Origin of the sequence: Thalassolituus marinus (assembly GCF_020320395.1) — a bacterium.
GTDB classification, from domain to species: Bacteria; Pseudomonadota; Gammaproteobacteria; order Pseudomonadales; family Oceanobacteraceae; genus Venatoribacter; species Venatoribacter marinus.
In genome coordinates this window covers 65,739-80,849 of sequence record NZ_JAEDAH010000041.1, presented here as the reverse complement: position 1 = coordinate 80,849, position 15,111 = coordinate 65,739, and the positions used below count along the sequence as shown (strand labels likewise).

Sequence of the window (15,111 nt, the reverse complement as noted above, 5' to 3'; positions counted from 1 at the left end):
ACGAGCCAGAACAGCGCGAAGCGGGGAGATAGCCCGTCCGGCGAGAGGGGTAAGGCCCCTCTATGAGGACAAGGGGCCCGGAATGTCCCACAAAAGTTCAAATGAAAATTTGTGGGACACTAGTGGGGTAACCCCGGCTTTTTTGTGTCTGTCGTTCAGAAGCTGTACACCAGGGTGACGCCGAATTCGGTATCTGTGTCTTCCGTACCTTCCGGTACTTCAGATTGCTTCTTCACCTTGTAGGTCAGCTTAGTGGCCAGGCTGCCGTTGATCTGGCTCTTGAGTCCGGTTTCGGATTTCCAGATGGTATTGTCGGCACCGTCATCCATAGACAGCAGCTCGATAAACTCAACGCCCTCTCGAATAGTCCAGGCGAAATTCATAGCCAGACGCAGAACGGTCTCATCGACCTCTTCACCACCTTCGTTCAGGCGGTCATAGCGATAACCAGGACCGATCTCGAAGTCGAGCTCCATCTCTTGTTCATTGATGGCGCGATAACCGTAACCGGCCGAGATGGTGGACTGATATTCAAAGCCACTGAAGCGGTCGTCTTCATACTCCGCAAGCAGTGTCAGGTAGTGGTGTTTGGAGAAGTTGCGATCAAATTTGATGGCGGCGTTGTATTTCTCTTTTGAGGTGATGTCATCTTCTTTACTGGTCAGGGCTTCGACCTTGAAGCCTGAATTCCAGACTTCGCCTTTATAGCCAGCACCGAACTTAGCGTTGACGCTTGATGTGTCTGTGTTACCGGTAGTGCGGATAGAACCCAGCTCAGCAGATCCTTTCCATGGGGAGTTGGCTTTTTCCTCAGCCTGAACGCTCAGAACGGGCATAATCAGTGCCGGAATCAGCAACAGTGAACGACGCATAACGGTCCTCTCGGGTTCATGTTTGTCTGTGCCGCAGGGTAACGGTGTCAGCTTCGGGGTGCAAGGCGGATTCGGCCAGACACAAAAAAGCCCGGTAAAAACCGGGCTTTTCTTGTGGATAATCAGCCGTCGTCGCGTGCCTGCTGGCGCAGGACGAACTTCTGGATTTTGCCCGTTGAGGTTTTTGGCAGTTCGCCAAAAATGATACGGCGTGGTGCTTTGAAATGCGCCATATTGTTGCGGCAGAAATCGATGATGGATTTTTCATCGGCATCAGCACCGGCCTTCAGTTTAATAAAGGCGCACGGTGTTTCGCCCCATTTGTCATCAGGCTTGGCAACCACGGCGGCTTCTTCAACATCCGGGTGACGGTAGAGCACGTCTTCCACTTCAATAGAGGAGATATTCTCACCACCGGAAATAATAATGTCTTTTGAACGGTCCTTGATTTCGATGTAACCATCTTCATGCCAGACGGCAAGGTCGCCGGTATGGAACCAGTCACCACTGAACGCTTCTTCGCTGGCGCTCGGGTTTTTCAGATAGCCCTTCATCACGATGTTGCCGCGGATGAAAATCTCGCCGATGGTTTCACCATCACGAGGTACCGGTTGCATATCGTCAGGGCTGGCCACCATCAGGTCTTCCTGCATCGGGCTCTTAACCCCCTGGCGTGCTTTCAGTGCCGCTTTTTCGCTGATGCCTTTATCGCTCCACTCGTCTTTCCATTCGCACAGAATGCATGGACCATAGGTTTCGGTCAGGCCGTAAACGTGAGTGACGTTAAAGCCCATACGTTCCATGCCTTCGATCACTGCCGCTGGTGGTGCAGCACCGGCGACCATGGCATTCACTTCGTGCTCGATGTTGCCCTTCATTTCTGCTGGTGCATTGTTAAGCATATTCAGCACAATCGGCGCGCCGCAGAAATGGCTGACTTTATGGGTGTGAATGGCGCTGTAAATATCGTCGGCACGTACGTGGCGCAGGGATACGGAAACACCAGCCGCGGCAGCGATGGTCCATGGGAAACACCAGCCGTTACAGTGGAACAGGGGTAGAATCCACAGATAGACCGGGTGTTTACCCATGTCCCATGACACTATGTTGTTGGCAGCGTTCAGGTAGGCGCCACGGTGGTGGTAAACCACGCCCTTTGGGTTACCGGTGGTACCTGAGGTGTAGTTCAGGGTAATGGCTTCCCACTCGTTTTCCGGCAGCAGATAGTCGAAGTCGGTTGATGCCTGATCCAGCAGTGCCTGATAAGTGGTTTCACCAAGCAGCTCGCCTTCGTTGTAGTACTCATCATCAATACCGATGACGGTTGGTTTTACCGCTACCATGGCCAGAGCTTTCTTCGCTACCGGACCGAACTCGCGATCGACAAACAGAATTTTGGTTTCAGCGTGCTGCAGGATGAAGGCAATTGCCTCGGCATCCAGACGGGTATTAATGGCGTTCAGTACCGCACCGGACATTGGCACACCAAAGTGCGCTTCAAACATTGGGGGAATGTTGGCGCACAGAAACGAAACGGTCTCACCTTTCTTAACGCCCATACCATTCAGCGCAGACGCCAGGCGTACACAGCGATCATAGGTCTGGGCCCAGGTGTAGCGGGTATCCTGATGAATCTGAGCGACGCGCTCCGGGTAGACGAAGGCTGCACGTTGCAGATAGCTGATCGGAGAGAGAGGCGTGTAGTTAGCCGGATTCTGCTCCAGCCCCATTTCGTAAATATTGTAGTGCTGCATAGAGCCCCCTGTCTGAGCCCCGCTGGTTATTATGTGGCGGGGCGAATGTCATATTGAGCCAGAAAAACAGGAACGCATTAAAATGCCGAACGTGCGCTCAGGGTATGAGACCTAGGTAGTAACCAATCAGTAATACTACGTATGTCAGCTTCGTGGTAATCCTCTTCAGGCCGCCGGGAAAAAGAATTTGTCCTCACTGACACCTGTGCTGCCTGACAATCCGGTGCAAGGCGCATTTTGTCTCATGAGTACCTGAGTTCGTTGCTAAGCTTTATTGAATATATGTTTAAGTCGAGGACTCCTTTATGACAATCCGCCAGAAACTGTTACTCAGCATGGGTGGTGCCCTGTTGCTGAGTTTATCGCTGGTTGTCTCTATCAGTATCTGGCAGAGTCGCCAGCAGCTCGAAACTTACTGGCTGGGGTCCGCTCTGCCAGCCAATATCCGTGCAATTGGTAAAGAGATTGAGCGTGATCTGAAAGGTGGCATTACAGCCTCGGAACTGATCGCCGACAACACTATTCTGCAGGACTGGATTGAGCGTGGTGAGCCAGCAGATGAATGGCCTCTGAATTAGGAATATCTTGGCGCTATCGCCCGCCGTCAGCAGGCTGACAGTGCGCACTTTGTGTCCGCTCGTTCGTTTAAATATTACACCCAGAAAGGCATTGACCGGACCGTCACCAAAGAGCGTGATGGCTGGTTCTTCGGATTCATGAACAGCGGCCGTAAAAAAGGGCTGGAGCTGGATGTTGATAAGAGCACCGGTAAGCCGACGCTGTTTATCAATATTCTGATTGAGCGTAACGGACAGGCGCTGGGTATCAGTGGTCTGGGTATCGGTTTACAGGCTATGGCTGACCGTATTCGCCAGTTCCGGTTCGCTGATACGGGCGTTGTTTATCTGGTGAATGACCGTGGTCAGATTCTGATCCACCCGGATCTCAAGCTATCGCGCACTGATTTGTCGGCCAATGTGCCGGCACAGCAGGCGCGTGCGCTGCTTGAGTCCGGCCCGGATAAGCTGGTGGCGTTTGAGCGAGATGGCACACAAATGCTGGCGGCGGGTCTGCAACTGGACGAGGTCGACTGGCATCTGGTGGTTGAGGTACCGCGTGCAGAGATCTATGGCACGGTGCAGCGCTCCACATTGACGCTGGCCGTTGTCGGTATTGTTGTTGCTCTTATATTTCTCGGTCTGATCGCTGTGCTGGCTGACCGTATGACCCGGCCACTACGTCGGGTGACGCAGGCTCTGATCGGTATTGGTCAGGGCGGTGGCGATCTGACCCAGCGTTTGCGAACAGAGAGCAATGATGAGCTGGGGCAGCTGGCGCGTGGCTTTAATGCCTTCATGGAATCGCAGGGCACTATGATTCGCGGCATTCTCCGTACCGCCGAGAGCGTAAAGACGTACACCGAGCAGATCGAAGAAGTCGTCGCGACGAATCACAGCTGGGCGGAAGAACAGAGCCGGCTGACGGATTCAGTGGCTGCGGCCATTTATGAAATGGAAGCCACGGTGCAGGAAGTGGCGCGCAATGCGACGGAAACAGCCAACAAGCTGGAAAACGTAGGTCAGGATGCCGGTCGAATCCGCGGAGATATGGAGCGCTCGGTTACTCAGGTGAGTAGCATGTCTGCGGATATCAGTGAATCATCAGAGGCGATTGGTCAGCTGGCGCAGCAGGTGAATGATATTGGCCAGGTAATTCAGGTCATCAGTGCTATTTCAGAGCAGACGAATCTGCTGGCGCTGAATGCTGCCATTGAGGCGGCCCGAGCCGGTGAGCATGGGCGTGGTTTTGCGGTTGTTGCCGATGAGGTACGTAATCTCGCTCGTCGCACTCAGGAATCAACCAGTGAAATTGAAGCCATTATTGAACGTTTGCAGCAGGGTTCGCAGCGAGCGGTAAAAGCAATGGAGGCTGGTGCCAGTGCGACGGGTGAAACTGTGGCTGCCGCAGAGCGTATGGGCGAAGCTCTGAGCAGTATCAGTGACAACGTCAGCGACGTTGTGGGGCTCAGCCATCAGGTCGCGACTGCGACGGAAGAACAGAGTTCAGTGACGGAAGATATCAGCCGCAACGTGCAGAACATTGCGGGCCTCAGTGGGCGCTCCAGTGAAGGTCTGACAGTATGCCGGACCGAAGTTCAGGCGCTGGCAGCGATGGCGCAACAGCTGGCCGAACAAATGCGCCAGTTCCGTCTTTAAATGAAAAGCCGGCGCGGCAATCGCGCCGGCAAGCGCTCAGCGTGGCATACGTTGTTTCAGACGTCCGCGCAGAAAATCTGACAGCATTACCCAGTCTCCCATAAAGCTCCACAGCGGATACTTAAAGGTTGCCGGGCGGTTATGCTCGATAAAAAAGTGACCTATCCAGGCTGGCCCGTAGCCCGCCACCAGAACCAGCGGCAGCAGAGCGTATTGTGCGCTGACCAGCAGGTAAATCAGCAAAGACAATGCGGCGATGCTGCCAAAGTAATGCAATGCACGGCATACCGGGTGTGAGTGCTCACCGAGGTAAAACGGATAGAATTCAGCGAAGGAATTGAAACCTTCAGTCTTCATGGTTGAGGGCTGAGTCATGACGTTGTCCTGTTGTTGTTATCGTTACAGAGTAGGCGCCAGTGGTAGCAGAATATTGGCATTTCGGGTCAAGTTGTAGTCCTGTAGTATTTTCCAGCGACAGCGATCACTCAGATATAAACACCTTATGCATACCGCTTTCCCTGCTCACCGTCCTGCGCTGGCGACCACCTCGGCCGCCTGGGTTCGCCTGATTCTGAATGGTGCAGCACAGTCCGGCATGTCTCCGGAGCCGCTGCTGAAATCTGCAGGTATTGCCAGAGAGGTGCTGGATGACCCGGGTGCGCGGGTATCTCAGCAACAGGTAACGCTACTGTGGCAGGCCGTATCCGCTGCTTACCCGGGTGACGATCTGGCGCTGATCTGTGGTCGTGGCTTTCAGCCTGAGCAGGCACCGGTGATCAGCTACGCTCTGCGCTCCAGTGCCAGCGTAAAAGAGGCGGTGGAAAGACTGCTGCGCTTTCACAAACTGATTGGTGAAGCGCTTAATCTGCGGGTGACTGCAAAAAGGGGCGGTCTGCTGATACGTATTGAACCGCAGCAACCGGTGCCAGCGTTGTCTCAGCAAACTGCACTGGTGGCTATGGCGGGTATGATTCGCTGGCTGCTGAGTGAGGACCAGCCGCCACTGCAGGCGACGATGCAATGCTCATTGCCCACTCAACCGCAGGCATGGGCCGACTGGTTTGGATGCCCTCCACACTTTGCTGCTGCGGAAAACAGTTTGTATTTTCCCGCAGAAGTACTGCAGCGAGCTGTACCTTCACGTTTGCCGGATGCCGTTCGCCATGAGCGGGCAGCGCGTCAGGCTTTGTTGCAGTTACGGGAGCAGAATGCGGCAGCCCATATTCGTTACTGGATTGAACAGGCTCTGCAGCTGGGGGAGCCCGATCGGGAATGGGTCGCCGGATGTCTCGGGGTGAGCGTCAGTACACTGCAGCGGCGTTTACGCCTGCACGGTCAGACATTCCGTCAACTGCTGGAAGAAACCCGACGTGAAGTTGCTTTGCGCTTACTGAGAGAAGGCGTAGCATTGAATGACATTGCTCTGCGCCTTGGTTATCAGGAACAAAGTACATTTCAGCGTGCCTTTCGTCAGTGGTTTTCTGTGAGCCCGGGGCGCTGGCGGCGGGATGTAACGCGTTTGTCAGACTGAGCGCGTAAACATAGTTGAAACTGCTCGCTATTAAGCACATATGGCCGTCGTTCAGAATGGCAGGTCAGGTGACAATTATCCATAATCGGGCCAGCAGATACAGACGATTAACTGGTCTTCCCAAGCGGACAAAGATTCTCGCCAACAGGATCGGTCAGAAACTTTTTCTGCTAGGCTAGCTTCAATAATAAAGATATCCAGAGCAACCATTTTCATCGCCGCCCCTGCGGTCAGGGAGGGACACCCCATGCTCTACAAACTGAATGCCCGGATTATGGAAGCCATGCTTCCGGTCCATGTTGCTGCCCGTCATACCCGGCAGATGCTTTATCAGCCATGGAATCCATTCAATGGCAGCTGGTTTTTTCGTACCGCCCGCGCGTCTCTGGAATTGACCGAGCGTCTGACGGATTACTATGAAGAACCGGAGTGGGATCTTGACAGCACCATCGTTAATGGCCGGGAAATTGCGATCAGCTATGACGTGGTGATGCATAAGCCATACTGCAATCTGCTGCATTTCCGTCGCCGCACGCGTGGTCTGCAGCAGCCGAAAGTACTTATTCTGGCGCCACTGTCTGGTCACTTTGCCACCTTGCTGCGCGGTACTGTTCGAGAATTTATGCGTGACCATGAGGTGTATATCACCGACTGGCAGAACGCGCGCGATGTGCCAATGAGTGATGGCTCTTTCAGCTTTGACAGCTATGTCGATTACCTGATTGATTTCATGGGAGCCCTGGGGCCGGATACCCATGTACTGGCAGTTTGTCAGCCATGTGTACCAGCGCTGGTGGCGGCAGCCCATATGGCGAAACACGCGAACCCGAATCTGCCGAAGAGCATGACGCTGATGGGTGGACCAGTGGATACCCGTATCAGTCCGACCGACGTTAATGACTATGCTTCAGGTCGGGATCTGGAATGGTTCGAGGAGAATGTTATCTGCCGTGTACCGCGTGGCTTCAAAGGACGCGGTCAGCTGGTGTACCCGGGCTTTATTCAGTTATCGGGCTTTATGTCGATGAATATGGATGCCCATATTTCCAAACATTTTAAATTCTTCAACGACCTGATTCGTGGTGACGGTGACAGCGCAGAAGCGCACCGCCAGTTCTACAACGAATACCTTGCGGTGATGGATATGCCGGCTCAGTACTATCTGGATACCATTCGGAAAGTCTTCCTGGAGCATGAATTGCCGCGTGGTGAGATTGAGTACCGGGGTGAGAAAATTGATCTTAAGGCAATTAAGTCAATGGGGCTGCTGACGGTGGAAGGTGAACTGGATGATATTACCGGTAAAGGTCAGACATCCTGTGCGCTGGAGTTATGTGCATCTATTCCGAAAGCGAAAAAAATGCACATCGAAGAAGAAGGTGTTGGCCACTACGGCATCTTTAACGGACGGAAATTCCGCGACAATATTGCCCCGAAGGTAAAAGCCTTTATGGAAGCAAATGCCTGATGCTAAGCATCAGGCTTTAATTCTTGCTCGTCGGTTGCGCTCCAGATGCAGACGCAGAATGGTGCGCACCATCTTTTCGGTATTCACCGGTTTCAGCACGACATCATCCATACCGGAATCCAGGCACTGTTCGCGATCGCCCTCAGAGGCGCTGGCAGTCAGAGCAATAATCGGTAATTTCTGATAGTAGCTGTTCAGGCGGCGAATCTGTCGGGTCGCTTCCAGACCATCCATCACCGGCATATGCCAATCCATCAGAATTGCATCAAAGCGCCGGTTTTTGCAGGCTTCCAGCGCTTCCAGCCCGTTATCAACGGCGGTTACCTGGACGCCGATACGACCAAGGATTTTGCACACAATCATCTGATTGGTACGGTGGTCTTCGGCCAGAAGAATCTGCAGCTTTTGTGTTCGGATGCTGTCGCCAATATCACCGCGAACATCTTCTTCTTCCGGCAGAATGCTGGCAGGGTAATTCAGCAGTACTTCAAACGTAGAGCCGATGCCCGGGGTACTTTGTACACGGATGTCACCGTTTTTGGCCTTGACCAGATCACGACAGATAGCCAGGCCAAGTCCGGTCCCCGGATAACGGCGGGTTGATGAATGATCGACCTGACTGAAAGGGCGGAACAGTTTCGGCAAATCATCTTCATGGATACCAATACCGGTATCGTTGATGGCAAAGCGCAACTGGTAATCCTGACCGAGCTGGTTTTCCAGTTTTACATGCAGGCTGACTTTACCGCTGTCGGTAAATTTGATGGCGTTGTTAACCAGATTAATCAGGATCTGCTTCAGGCGTTCGGCATCTCCGGTCAGTCGTCCGGGAATACTGTCGTCAATATCCAGTTCGAAGCCGACGCCTTTATTTTCAGCATTGCTGCGCAGCAGGTCGGCAACGTCGTTGCATACCTGGACGATGGAGAAGGGTTCACTTTCCAGCGTCAGATTGCCGCTGTCGATACGGGCATAGTCAAGAATGTCGGTTGTCTGACGGGTCAGTGTCTGTGCCGCGTTCAGAATCATATTGCACAGTTGTTCCCGTTCTTCTGCGCTGTCGGTGTTTTTCAGCAGTTCTGCTGCCCCCATGACACTGTTCAGCGGTGTACGCATTTCGTGGCTCATGTTGGCCAGAAATGCGGTCTTCACCTCGTTCGCTGTTTCCGCCGCTTTCTGCGCTTCTTTCAGTCGGGTGATATTGCGCGAGATACCAAACAGGTAAGCGATTCGCCCGTCATCATCCAGAATCGGAGACAGTATCGTGCTCCACCAGGTGGTGCGTCCGTCATGGCGGGTGATTGTTTCGGCTTCTTCATAACTGATGGATTCGCGCAGTTCCATGCAATGGCGGTAGTTTGCCGTAACCTGATCATACAGCTCTGCTGGCAGGAGGTTACGCAAAGGGGTGCCGTTGGCCAGCGACGAAATCAGTTCAAAGCTGGTGCGTTCTGCGAGATTGGCATCGATCATGTAGAAATCGTCATTGCCCGGCCGCATCAGAAACATGTTGTCGGGAGAGTTTTGCCAGATTTGCGACAGAATATGTTGCTTGAGGGGGATATCAGCCATAGACAGGTCCCACAGGGGGTAATGGATACGTACGGCAGGCCAGTGTTAACTGCATGGAAAAGTCCTTATTCACAATGCGTTTACTGTAGTGGTTGAGGCCGGGAGTGTATATACCCTCGGTGAGCAAACAGCGGCTCTGACAGGTGTTTAGTGTCGGAACTTTGTTAACTTTTTCCTCTGGAATGTAAGTTCACAAGACTTTGTCGCCTGAGGACAGTCGACAGATGGAACAGAGAAGCCAGTCGGAGTGCACTGTGACTGTGCATCGCTGGGCTGCTATCCGCCCTCAAGCCTGTTACACTCCGCGCCATAGCAACCCTGCCCATACACGTGTTTTTTTAGTGGGATTGAAACACTCATGCCGGATGTGATTCCCAACGATTCCGTTGGTCTGGTAACGCCTGAGTTACTGCACTTCGACGAGCCGCTGACGCTGCGGAGTGGCCGTGTATTGCCCGAATATGACCTGATGGTGGAAACCTACGGTACGCTGAATGCCGAGCGTTCCAATGCCATCCTGATCTGTCATGCACTGAGTGGTGATCATCACGCTGCGGGTTACCACAGCATGGACGATAAGAAGCCAGGCTGGTGGGATACTGCAATTGGTCCTGGCAAGGCGATTGATACCAATCATTTCTTTGTTGTTGCCCTGAACAATCTGGGTGGCTGTTCGGGTTCAACCGGCCCGACCAGTATTAATCCGGAGACCGGTAAAGCCTACGGTCCGGATTTCCCGATTGTTGCGGTACGCGACTGGGTTAACAGTCAGGCGCGTCTGGCTGACCGTCTCGGCATTCAGCAATGGGCTGCCGTGGTCGGTGGTTCACTCGGTGGTATGCAGGTACTGCGCTGGTCTATTCAGTTTCCGGAACGCGTACGCCATGCGGTTATTATTGCCTCGGCACCGAAGCTTTCTGCCCAGAATATCGCCTTCAACGAAGTTGCGCGTCAGGCTATTGCCAAAGACCCGGATTTCCACGACGGGCACTATCTTGAACACGGTACTATTCCCAAAGCTGGCCTGATGCAGGCTCGCATGCTGGGTCACCTGACTTATCTGTCTGATGATGCGATGCGGCAGAAGTTTGGTCGTGAGCTGAAAGAAGGCAAGCTGAATTACAGTTTTGCGCCGGAGTTTGAGGTAGAAAGCTACCTGCATTATCAGGGTGAGAAATTCAGCACCCGCTTCGATGCCAATACCTACATGCTGATGACCAAGGCACTGGACTACTTTGATCCGGCCGGTGATTTTAATCACGACCTGGTTGCCTGTATCAGTCGGGCGCAGTGTAAGTTCCTGGTGGTGTCGTTCACGACCGACTGGCGTTTCTCTCCGGCACGTTCAGAAGAGATTGTTAACGCGCTGATGCAGGCGGATAAAGATGTCTGCTATGCCTGCGTGGAATCTGAGAGTGGCCACGATGCTTTCCTGATGCCGATTCCGCGTTACATGGATATTTTCCGGGCATACATGACGCGCGTCGCCAACGAAACCGCAGGAGGTGGTCAGTGAACGAATTACGTGACGACCTGAAAATTATTCAGCAGTGGATTAAACCGGACAGTCAGATTCTGGATCTCGGCTGCGGTGAAGGCTCGCTGCTGCGCTATCTCGAAAAAGAGAAAAATGTACGCGGTTATGGCCTGGAAATTAATCCGGACAAAATCACAGCCTGCATTGCCAATGGCGTGAATGTAATTGAACAGGATCTGGATAAAGGCCTGAGCAACTTCAACGACAACAGCATTGATACCGTGATTATGACGCAGGCTCTGCAGGCGGTTCAGCGTCCGGATCTGCTGCTTGATGAAATGCTGCGCATCGGTGATGAAGCCATTGTGACCTTTCCTAACTTCGGTTACTGGCGCACGCGGTTTTATCTGATGCTGAAAGGCCGTATGCCAATGTCGGAAACCTTGCCATACAACTGGTATGACACGCCGAACATCCACATGTGCACTTTCCGTGATTTCGAGGTGTTGTGTCGCGAGAAGGGTATTCGCATCCTTAATCGCACGGTGGTGGATGACGAACATAAAGAGCACTGGACGATTCGTCTGTGGCCGTCCATGCTGGGTGAAATTGCTGTTTATCACATCACGAGGAAGTGACTATGAAAACACTGATGATGAGTCTGATGCTGAGCCTGGCAATGCTGGCTGTTCCGGCCCACGCTGATCGTGGCGAAAAAAAGCAGGTGTTTGGTGATTACGAAATTCACTACATCGGGCTGAATTCCAGCTTCCTGACGCCGGACGTTGCCGAAGCCTATGGTATTCCCCGCTCACGCTCGCTGGGTTTTCTGAATATTTCTATTCTGAAGAAAACCGATCAGGAGGGCGTTATGGCGTCACTGACCGGCAGCGTTAAAGGCACCATGAAAAATCTGATTGGCCAGAAAAAGGAACTGGAGTTCCGTGAAGTTGTTGAGCGCGATGCTGTGTACTACATCAGCACTTTCCGCTTTGACCAGGCCGACGTCTATAAGATTGAACTGGCGGTACAGCCGAATGGCGAAACCCGTACCTTTGATGTGAAATTTGACCAGCGTTTTTACGAAGACTGATATGAGCAAGTTAGTCCTCGCCAGCGGTAACGCTGGCAAGTTGCGCGAATTCGCGTCCCTGTTTGCTACGCATTTTGCCGAGCAGAATATCGAGTTGATTTCACAGAAAGAATTGTCTGTGGAGGAAGCAGAAGAAACAGGCCTGAGCTTTGTCGAGAACGCCATCCTCAAGGCACGTAATGCCTGCGCTCAGACCGGTCTGCCAGCACTGGCTGATGACTCTGGTCTGGAAGTAGATGCCCTGCAGGGTGCGCCGGGTATCTACAGTGCCCGCTACGCCAGTGCCGATGATGGTTTTGGCAGCGGTGATGCGGCGAACAATGCCAAGTTACTGGCTGCGTTGGCCGATGTGCCGGAAGCCGCACGCACGGCGCGTTTCCAGTGTGTGCTGGTGTATATGCGCCACGCTGCAGACCCGACCCCGCAGGTGTTTCAGGGCAGTTGGGAAGGCCGTATTCTGACGGTACCGGAAGGCACCGACGGGTTTGGCTACGACCCGCTGTTCTTTGTGCCCTCAGAAGGCTGTGCCGCGGCCAGCCTGAGCAAAGAGCGCAAAAACCAACTCTCTCATCGCGGACAGGCTATTCAGCAACTGCTGGCCCGTTGGCAGGCCTGAGCGCCGGAGCATTCATCCGAAAGCCCGTGCTCTGCGCGGGCTTTTTCGTTTTATCACCCCAGTCACACAGAAGAAGTAGTTTGTGGATATTTTTGAACAGTTAGAAAGCAAGCTGATGGATACCATTGAGCGCCTGGAAGGCCTGCAGAATGAGAAGAAACGCTGGCAGCAGGAGCAGCAAACCCAGCAGGCCGAGCTGGAGGCTCTGACCAGTCAGCTATCGCAGGCTCGGGCGCAGCTGATTGAGCGTGACGCGGAAAAACTAAGACTGGAACAGGATATTCAGCAGTTGCACGATGACAATGGCCTGCTGAAAAAAGACAATGTACGCTTGTCTCAAGAAAACAACGAATGGGCTGTTAAAGCCGAAAGCCTGCTGGAAATGATGCAGCTGGCCGAGGCTTGAGTACAGTCAGTTCTGACGCCTGACGGAAATTCTATGCTGCAGTTACCCCCGCTGAGTCTGTACATCCACGTTCCATGGTGCGTGCGTAAATGCCCCTACTGTGATTTTAATTCGCATCAGGCGCAGGGCGAATTGCCGGAGCAGGAATATGTACAGGCTTTGCTGGCGGATCTGGATCAGGATCTGAAATGGGTGCAGGAGCGCCCGCTGCACAGCATCTTTATCGGTGGTGGTACCCCCAGTCTGTTGTCTGCCACTGCTTATAAAACCCTGTTTGATGGACTGCAGCAGCGGCTGACGTTCAGCAGCGATATCGAAATAACGCTGGAAGCCAATCCCGGTACATTTGAGGCTGAGAAATTTGCCGCGTATCGCAAGCTCGGTATTAACCGTTTATCCATTGGTATTCAGAGTTTTAATGAAACTCACCTGACCCGCCTTGGTCGTATTCACGATGGCAAGCAGGCACAGAAAGCCATCACGATGGCGAAGAAGGCAGGCTTTGATAATTTCAATGTCGACCTGATGTATGGTTTGCCGGACCAGACCACAGAACAGGCACTGGATGACCTGCGCACGGCACTGAGTTTTAAGCCGCCACACCTGTCCTGGTATCAGCTGACCATTGAACCCAATACCGAATTCTATAAATACCCGCCAGTCGTGCCGGAAGATGATGCTCTGTGGGATATTCAGGAAGCCGGCCTGGCGTTACTGGCCGAGCACGGATACCAGCATTATGAAATTTCTGCCCATGCGCAGCCAGGACGTCAGGCTCGCCATAATATTAATTACTGGCAGTTCGGTGATTATCTCGGCATTGGCGCCGGAGCCCATGGCAAGCTGACGCTGCCGGATGCACAGGTTATTTTTCGCACGCAGAAAACGCGGATGCCCCGGGATTATCTGAACCCCGATAAAGACTTTATGTCAGCGCGGCAGACCATTGATCCGGACGATGTCGGTCTGGAATGTCTGATGAATGGTCTGCGCCTGCATGATGGTATTCCGGTCGAGACGTTTGAAGTGTCCACCGGTCTGAGTCTGGAAAATGTCAGTCAGCCACTGCAGCGGGCACAGTCACTGGGCCTGCTTAAAATAGACCGTAATATTCGTCCGACCGAAAAAGGGCGACAGTATCTGAATGAACTGCTGGCCCTGTTTCTGCCGGACTGAGTATCAGGCTGCATGAGTAGCCGGGGTGCTGGTCAGGAAGTAATGGCCAGCATCCAGCCCCATTAAATACCCTTCATTTAATTTATCTGCGTTCATCGTCAGACGACTCACCGAAAACTCGGGCGGTGGAGCGATGACCCGGATGCGACACCCTTCCGGTGGGTTTTCAATAAATTCCAGGCTGCGGTTATAGTCGGCAGCACGATCGTACATGGTCTGCCAGATGCCCGCGTCCTCACCAAAAAACCGGTTCACAGCAGATTGTACCAGTCGTTCTGATACGCTCATGGTCTCAGCGGCTGGCTTTTCACTTTTGTGATATCCCCATGGGCGGGAAAGCACCACTGTGATATCCCTTGCTCCCATCTTCCAGGCCTGACGTACCGGAATTGAATCGGACACACCGCCATCGACATAGCGTACATCGTTAATGACGACAGGCTTGCGGAAAGCGAATGGCAGCGCGCAGCTGGCAATCATTACCGCATTGACGTTATCCGCTGTGACTCGGATATAACGCGGCTCACCGTCGCTGACGCGTGATACGGTGGCAAACAATGGTATGTCCCGATTGAGATGCGATACATCCAGCGGGAACTGTTGCTGCGCATGATTCCACAGCCAGTCGACATCCGTCAGGTCACCGCCGCGTAACGCGCGCACAGGATTAAAGAAATCTCTCTGGGTGGCAATCTTACGAATAATTCGCTGGTTACGACCGGGCTGACGAGCGATGTAGCCGGTCAGGTTGGTGGCGCCAGCGGATACGCCAATCGTGAAATCGTAGGGGTAGTGGTCGGCCTGCATAAAGGCATCCAGTACACCGGCTGCAAATATGCCACGCATGGCACCGCCTTCAACGACCAGCGCATGAGTGGCAGGAAACTCTGAAGTCATCGTTTTCCCTCCTGTTGTCGCAAAGAGTTTGTG

Annotated in this window: 15 protein-coding genes; 10 read left to right on the top strand and 5 right to left on the bottom strand. The window is 53.2% G+C overall.

The genetic code is table 11. The features are described 5' to 3' along the window. Positions 1-155: 155 nt before the first annotated feature. Both I9W95_RS08040 and I9W95_RS08035 read right to left on the bottom strand, forming a co-directional pair. Positions 156-872, bottom strand: coding sequence for a DUF481 domain-containing protein (locus I9W95_RS08040; RefSeq protein ID WP_225673660.1), 717 nt, complete (start codon positions 870-872; stop codon positions 156-158). Positions 873-994: 122 nt separating this feature from the next. Continuing rightward, on the bottom strand, positions 995-2,626 hold the full coding sequence (locus I9W95_RS08035; protein WP_225673658.1) for an acyl-CoA synthetase: 1,632 nt from the start codon (positions 2,624-2,626) through the stop codon (positions 995-997). Between the two features lie 305 nt (positions 2,627-2,931). Between I9W95_RS08035 and I9W95_RS08030 the strand changes: the two genes are divergently transcribed. Continuing rightward, entirely contained in the window at positions 2,932-3,204 is a 273-nt protein-coding gene (locus I9W95_RS08030) for a hypothetical protein (RefSeq protein WP_225673656.1), read from the top strand. 51 nt (positions 3,205-3,255) lie between these two features. Next, entirely contained in the window at positions 3,256-4,842 is a 1,587-nt protein-coding gene (locus I9W95_RS18490) for a methyl-accepting chemotaxis protein (RefSeq protein ID WP_225673654.1), read from the top strand. A gap of 36 nt (positions 4,843-4,878) precedes the next feature. Here the strand turns inward: I9W95_RS18490 and I9W95_RS08020 are convergent, their stop codons facing one another. Then, the gene (locus I9W95_RS08020) at positions 4,879-5,217 is read right to left on the bottom strand and encodes a DUF962 domain-containing protein (RefSeq protein WP_225673652.1); all 339 of its coding nucleotides are present in this window, start codon (positions 5,215-5,217) and stop codon (positions 4,879-4,881) included. Between the two features lie 127 nt (positions 5,218-5,344). Between I9W95_RS08020 and I9W95_RS08015 the strand changes: the two genes are divergently transcribed. Both I9W95_RS08015 and I9W95_RS08010 read left to right on the top strand, forming a co-directional pair. Next, positions 5,345-6,373: an AraC family transcriptional regulator gene (locus I9W95_RS08015; RefSeq protein WP_225673650.1), complete on the top strand. Its 1,029-nt coding sequence runs from the start codon at positions 5,345-5,347 to the stop codon at positions 6,371-6,373. Positions 6,374-6,620: 247 nt separating this feature from the next. Continuing rightward, positions 6,621-7,841 carry a polyhydroxyalkanoate depolymerase gene (locus I9W95_RS08010; RefSeq protein WP_225673648.1) on the top strand — a complete coding sequence of 407 codons (1,221 nt, stop codon included), beginning with the start codon at positions 6,621-6,623 and terminating at the stop codon, positions 7,839-7,841. Positions 7,842-7,850: 9 nt separating this feature from the next. On the opposite strand, the gene I9W95_RS08005 is transcribed toward I9W95_RS08010, so the two are convergent. Continuing rightward, positions 7,851-9,413, bottom strand: a complete 1,563-nt coding sequence (locus tag I9W95_RS08005) for a PAS domain-containing sensor histidine kinase (protein WP_225673646.1) — start codon at positions 9,411-9,413, stop codon at positions 7,851-7,853. A 358-nt stretch (positions 9,414-9,771) separates the two neighbouring features. On the opposite strand from I9W95_RS08005, the gene metX reads away from it, so the two are divergent. From metX to hemW, 6 genes are all read left to right on the top strand, one after another. After that, positions 9,772-10,929: a homoserine O-succinyltransferase MetX gene (gene metX / locus I9W95_RS08000; protein ID WP_225673644.1), complete on the top strand. Its 1,158-nt coding sequence runs from the start codon at positions 9,772-9,774 to the stop codon at positions 10,927-10,929. Next, positions 10,926-11,528: a methionine biosynthesis protein MetW gene (metW, locus tag I9W95_RS07995; RefSeq protein ID WP_225673642.1), complete on the top strand. Its 603-nt coding sequence runs from the start codon at positions 10,926-10,928 to the stop codon at positions 11,526-11,528. Before metX ends, metW begins: the two co-directional genes overlap by 4 nt. Before the next feature lie 2 nt (positions 11,529-11,530). Next, positions 11,531-11,983, top strand: a complete 453-nt coding sequence (locus I9W95_RS07990) for a DUF4426 domain-containing protein (protein ID WP_225673640.1) — start codon at positions 11,531-11,533, stop codon at positions 11,981-11,983. Between the two features lies 1 nt (position 11,984). After that, positions 11,985-12,599: an RdgB/HAM1 family non-canonical purine NTP pyrophosphatase gene (gene rdgB / locus I9W95_RS07985; protein ID WP_225673638.1), complete on the top strand. Its 615-nt coding sequence runs from the start codon at positions 11,985-11,987 to the stop codon at positions 12,597-12,599. 82 nt (positions 12,600-12,681) lie between these two features. Beyond that, positions 12,682-13,005: a hypothetical protein gene (locus I9W95_RS07980; protein WP_225673636.1), complete on the top strand. Its 324-nt coding sequence runs from the start codon at positions 12,682-12,684 to the stop codon at positions 13,003-13,005. Between the two features lie 33 nt (positions 13,006-13,038). Continuing rightward, on the top strand, positions 13,039-14,181 hold the full coding sequence (gene hemW, locus I9W95_RS07975; RefSeq protein WP_225673634.1) for a radical SAM family heme chaperone HemW: 1,143 nt from the start codon (positions 13,039-13,041) through the stop codon (positions 14,179-14,181). Positions 14,182-14,184: 3 nt separating this feature from the next. Here hemW and I9W95_RS07970 read toward each other — a convergent pair whose 3' ends face one another. Next, positions 14,185-15,078, bottom strand: coding sequence for a patatin-like phospholipase family protein (locus I9W95_RS07970; RefSeq protein WP_225673632.1), 894 nt, complete (start codon positions 15,076-15,078; stop codon positions 14,185-14,187). Positions 15,079-15,111 lie beyond the last annotated feature (33 nt).

Excerpts from the sequence above, each read along its gene's own strand:
- metX (WP_225673644.1), top strand. The coding sequence starts at position 9,772 with ATGCCGGATGTGATTCCCAACGATTCCGTTGGTCTGGTAACGCCTGAG.
- I9W95_RS07970 (WP_225673632.1), bottom strand. The coding sequence starts at position 15,078 with ATGACTTCAGAGTTTCCTGCCACTCATGCGCTGGTCGTTGAAGGCGGT.
- I9W95_RS08040 (WP_225673660.1), bottom strand. The coding sequence starts at position 872 with ATGCGTCGTTCACTGTTGCTGATTCCGGCACTGATTATGCCCGTTCTG.
- hemW (WP_225673634.1), top strand. The coding sequence starts at position 13,039 with ATGCTGCAGTTACCCCCGCTGAGTCTGTACATCCACGTTCCATGGTGC.
- I9W95_RS08035 (WP_225673658.1), bottom strand. The coding sequence starts at position 2,626 with ATGCAGCACTACAATATTTACGAAATGGGGCTGGAGCAGAATCCGGCT.
- rdgB (WP_225673638.1), top strand. The coding sequence starts at position 11,985 with ATGAGCAAGTTAGTCCTCGCCAGCGGTAACGCTGGCAAGTTGCGCGAA.
- I9W95_RS07990 (WP_225673640.1), top strand. The coding sequence starts at position 11,531 with ATGAAAACACTGATGATGAGTCTGATGCTGAGCCTGGCAATGCTGGCT.
- I9W95_RS08030 (WP_225673656.1), top strand. The coding sequence starts at position 2,932 with ATGACAATCCGCCAGAAACTGTTACTCAGCATGGGTGGTGCCCTGTTG.
- I9W95_RS08015 (WP_225673650.1), top strand. The coding sequence starts at position 5,345 with ATGCATACCGCTTTCCCTGCTCACCGTCCTGCGCTGGCGACCACCTCG.
- I9W95_RS08005 (WP_225673646.1), bottom strand. The coding sequence starts at position 9,413 with ATGGCTGATATCCCCCTCAAGCAACATATTCTGTCGCAAATCTGGCAA.
- I9W95_RS08010 (WP_225673648.1), top strand. The coding sequence starts at position 6,621 with ATGCTCTACAAACTGAATGCCCGGATTATGGAAGCCATGCTTCCGGTC.
- I9W95_RS08020 (WP_225673652.1), bottom strand. The coding sequence starts at position 5,217 with ATGACTCAGCCCTCAACCATGAAGACTGAAGGTTTCAATTCCTTCGCT.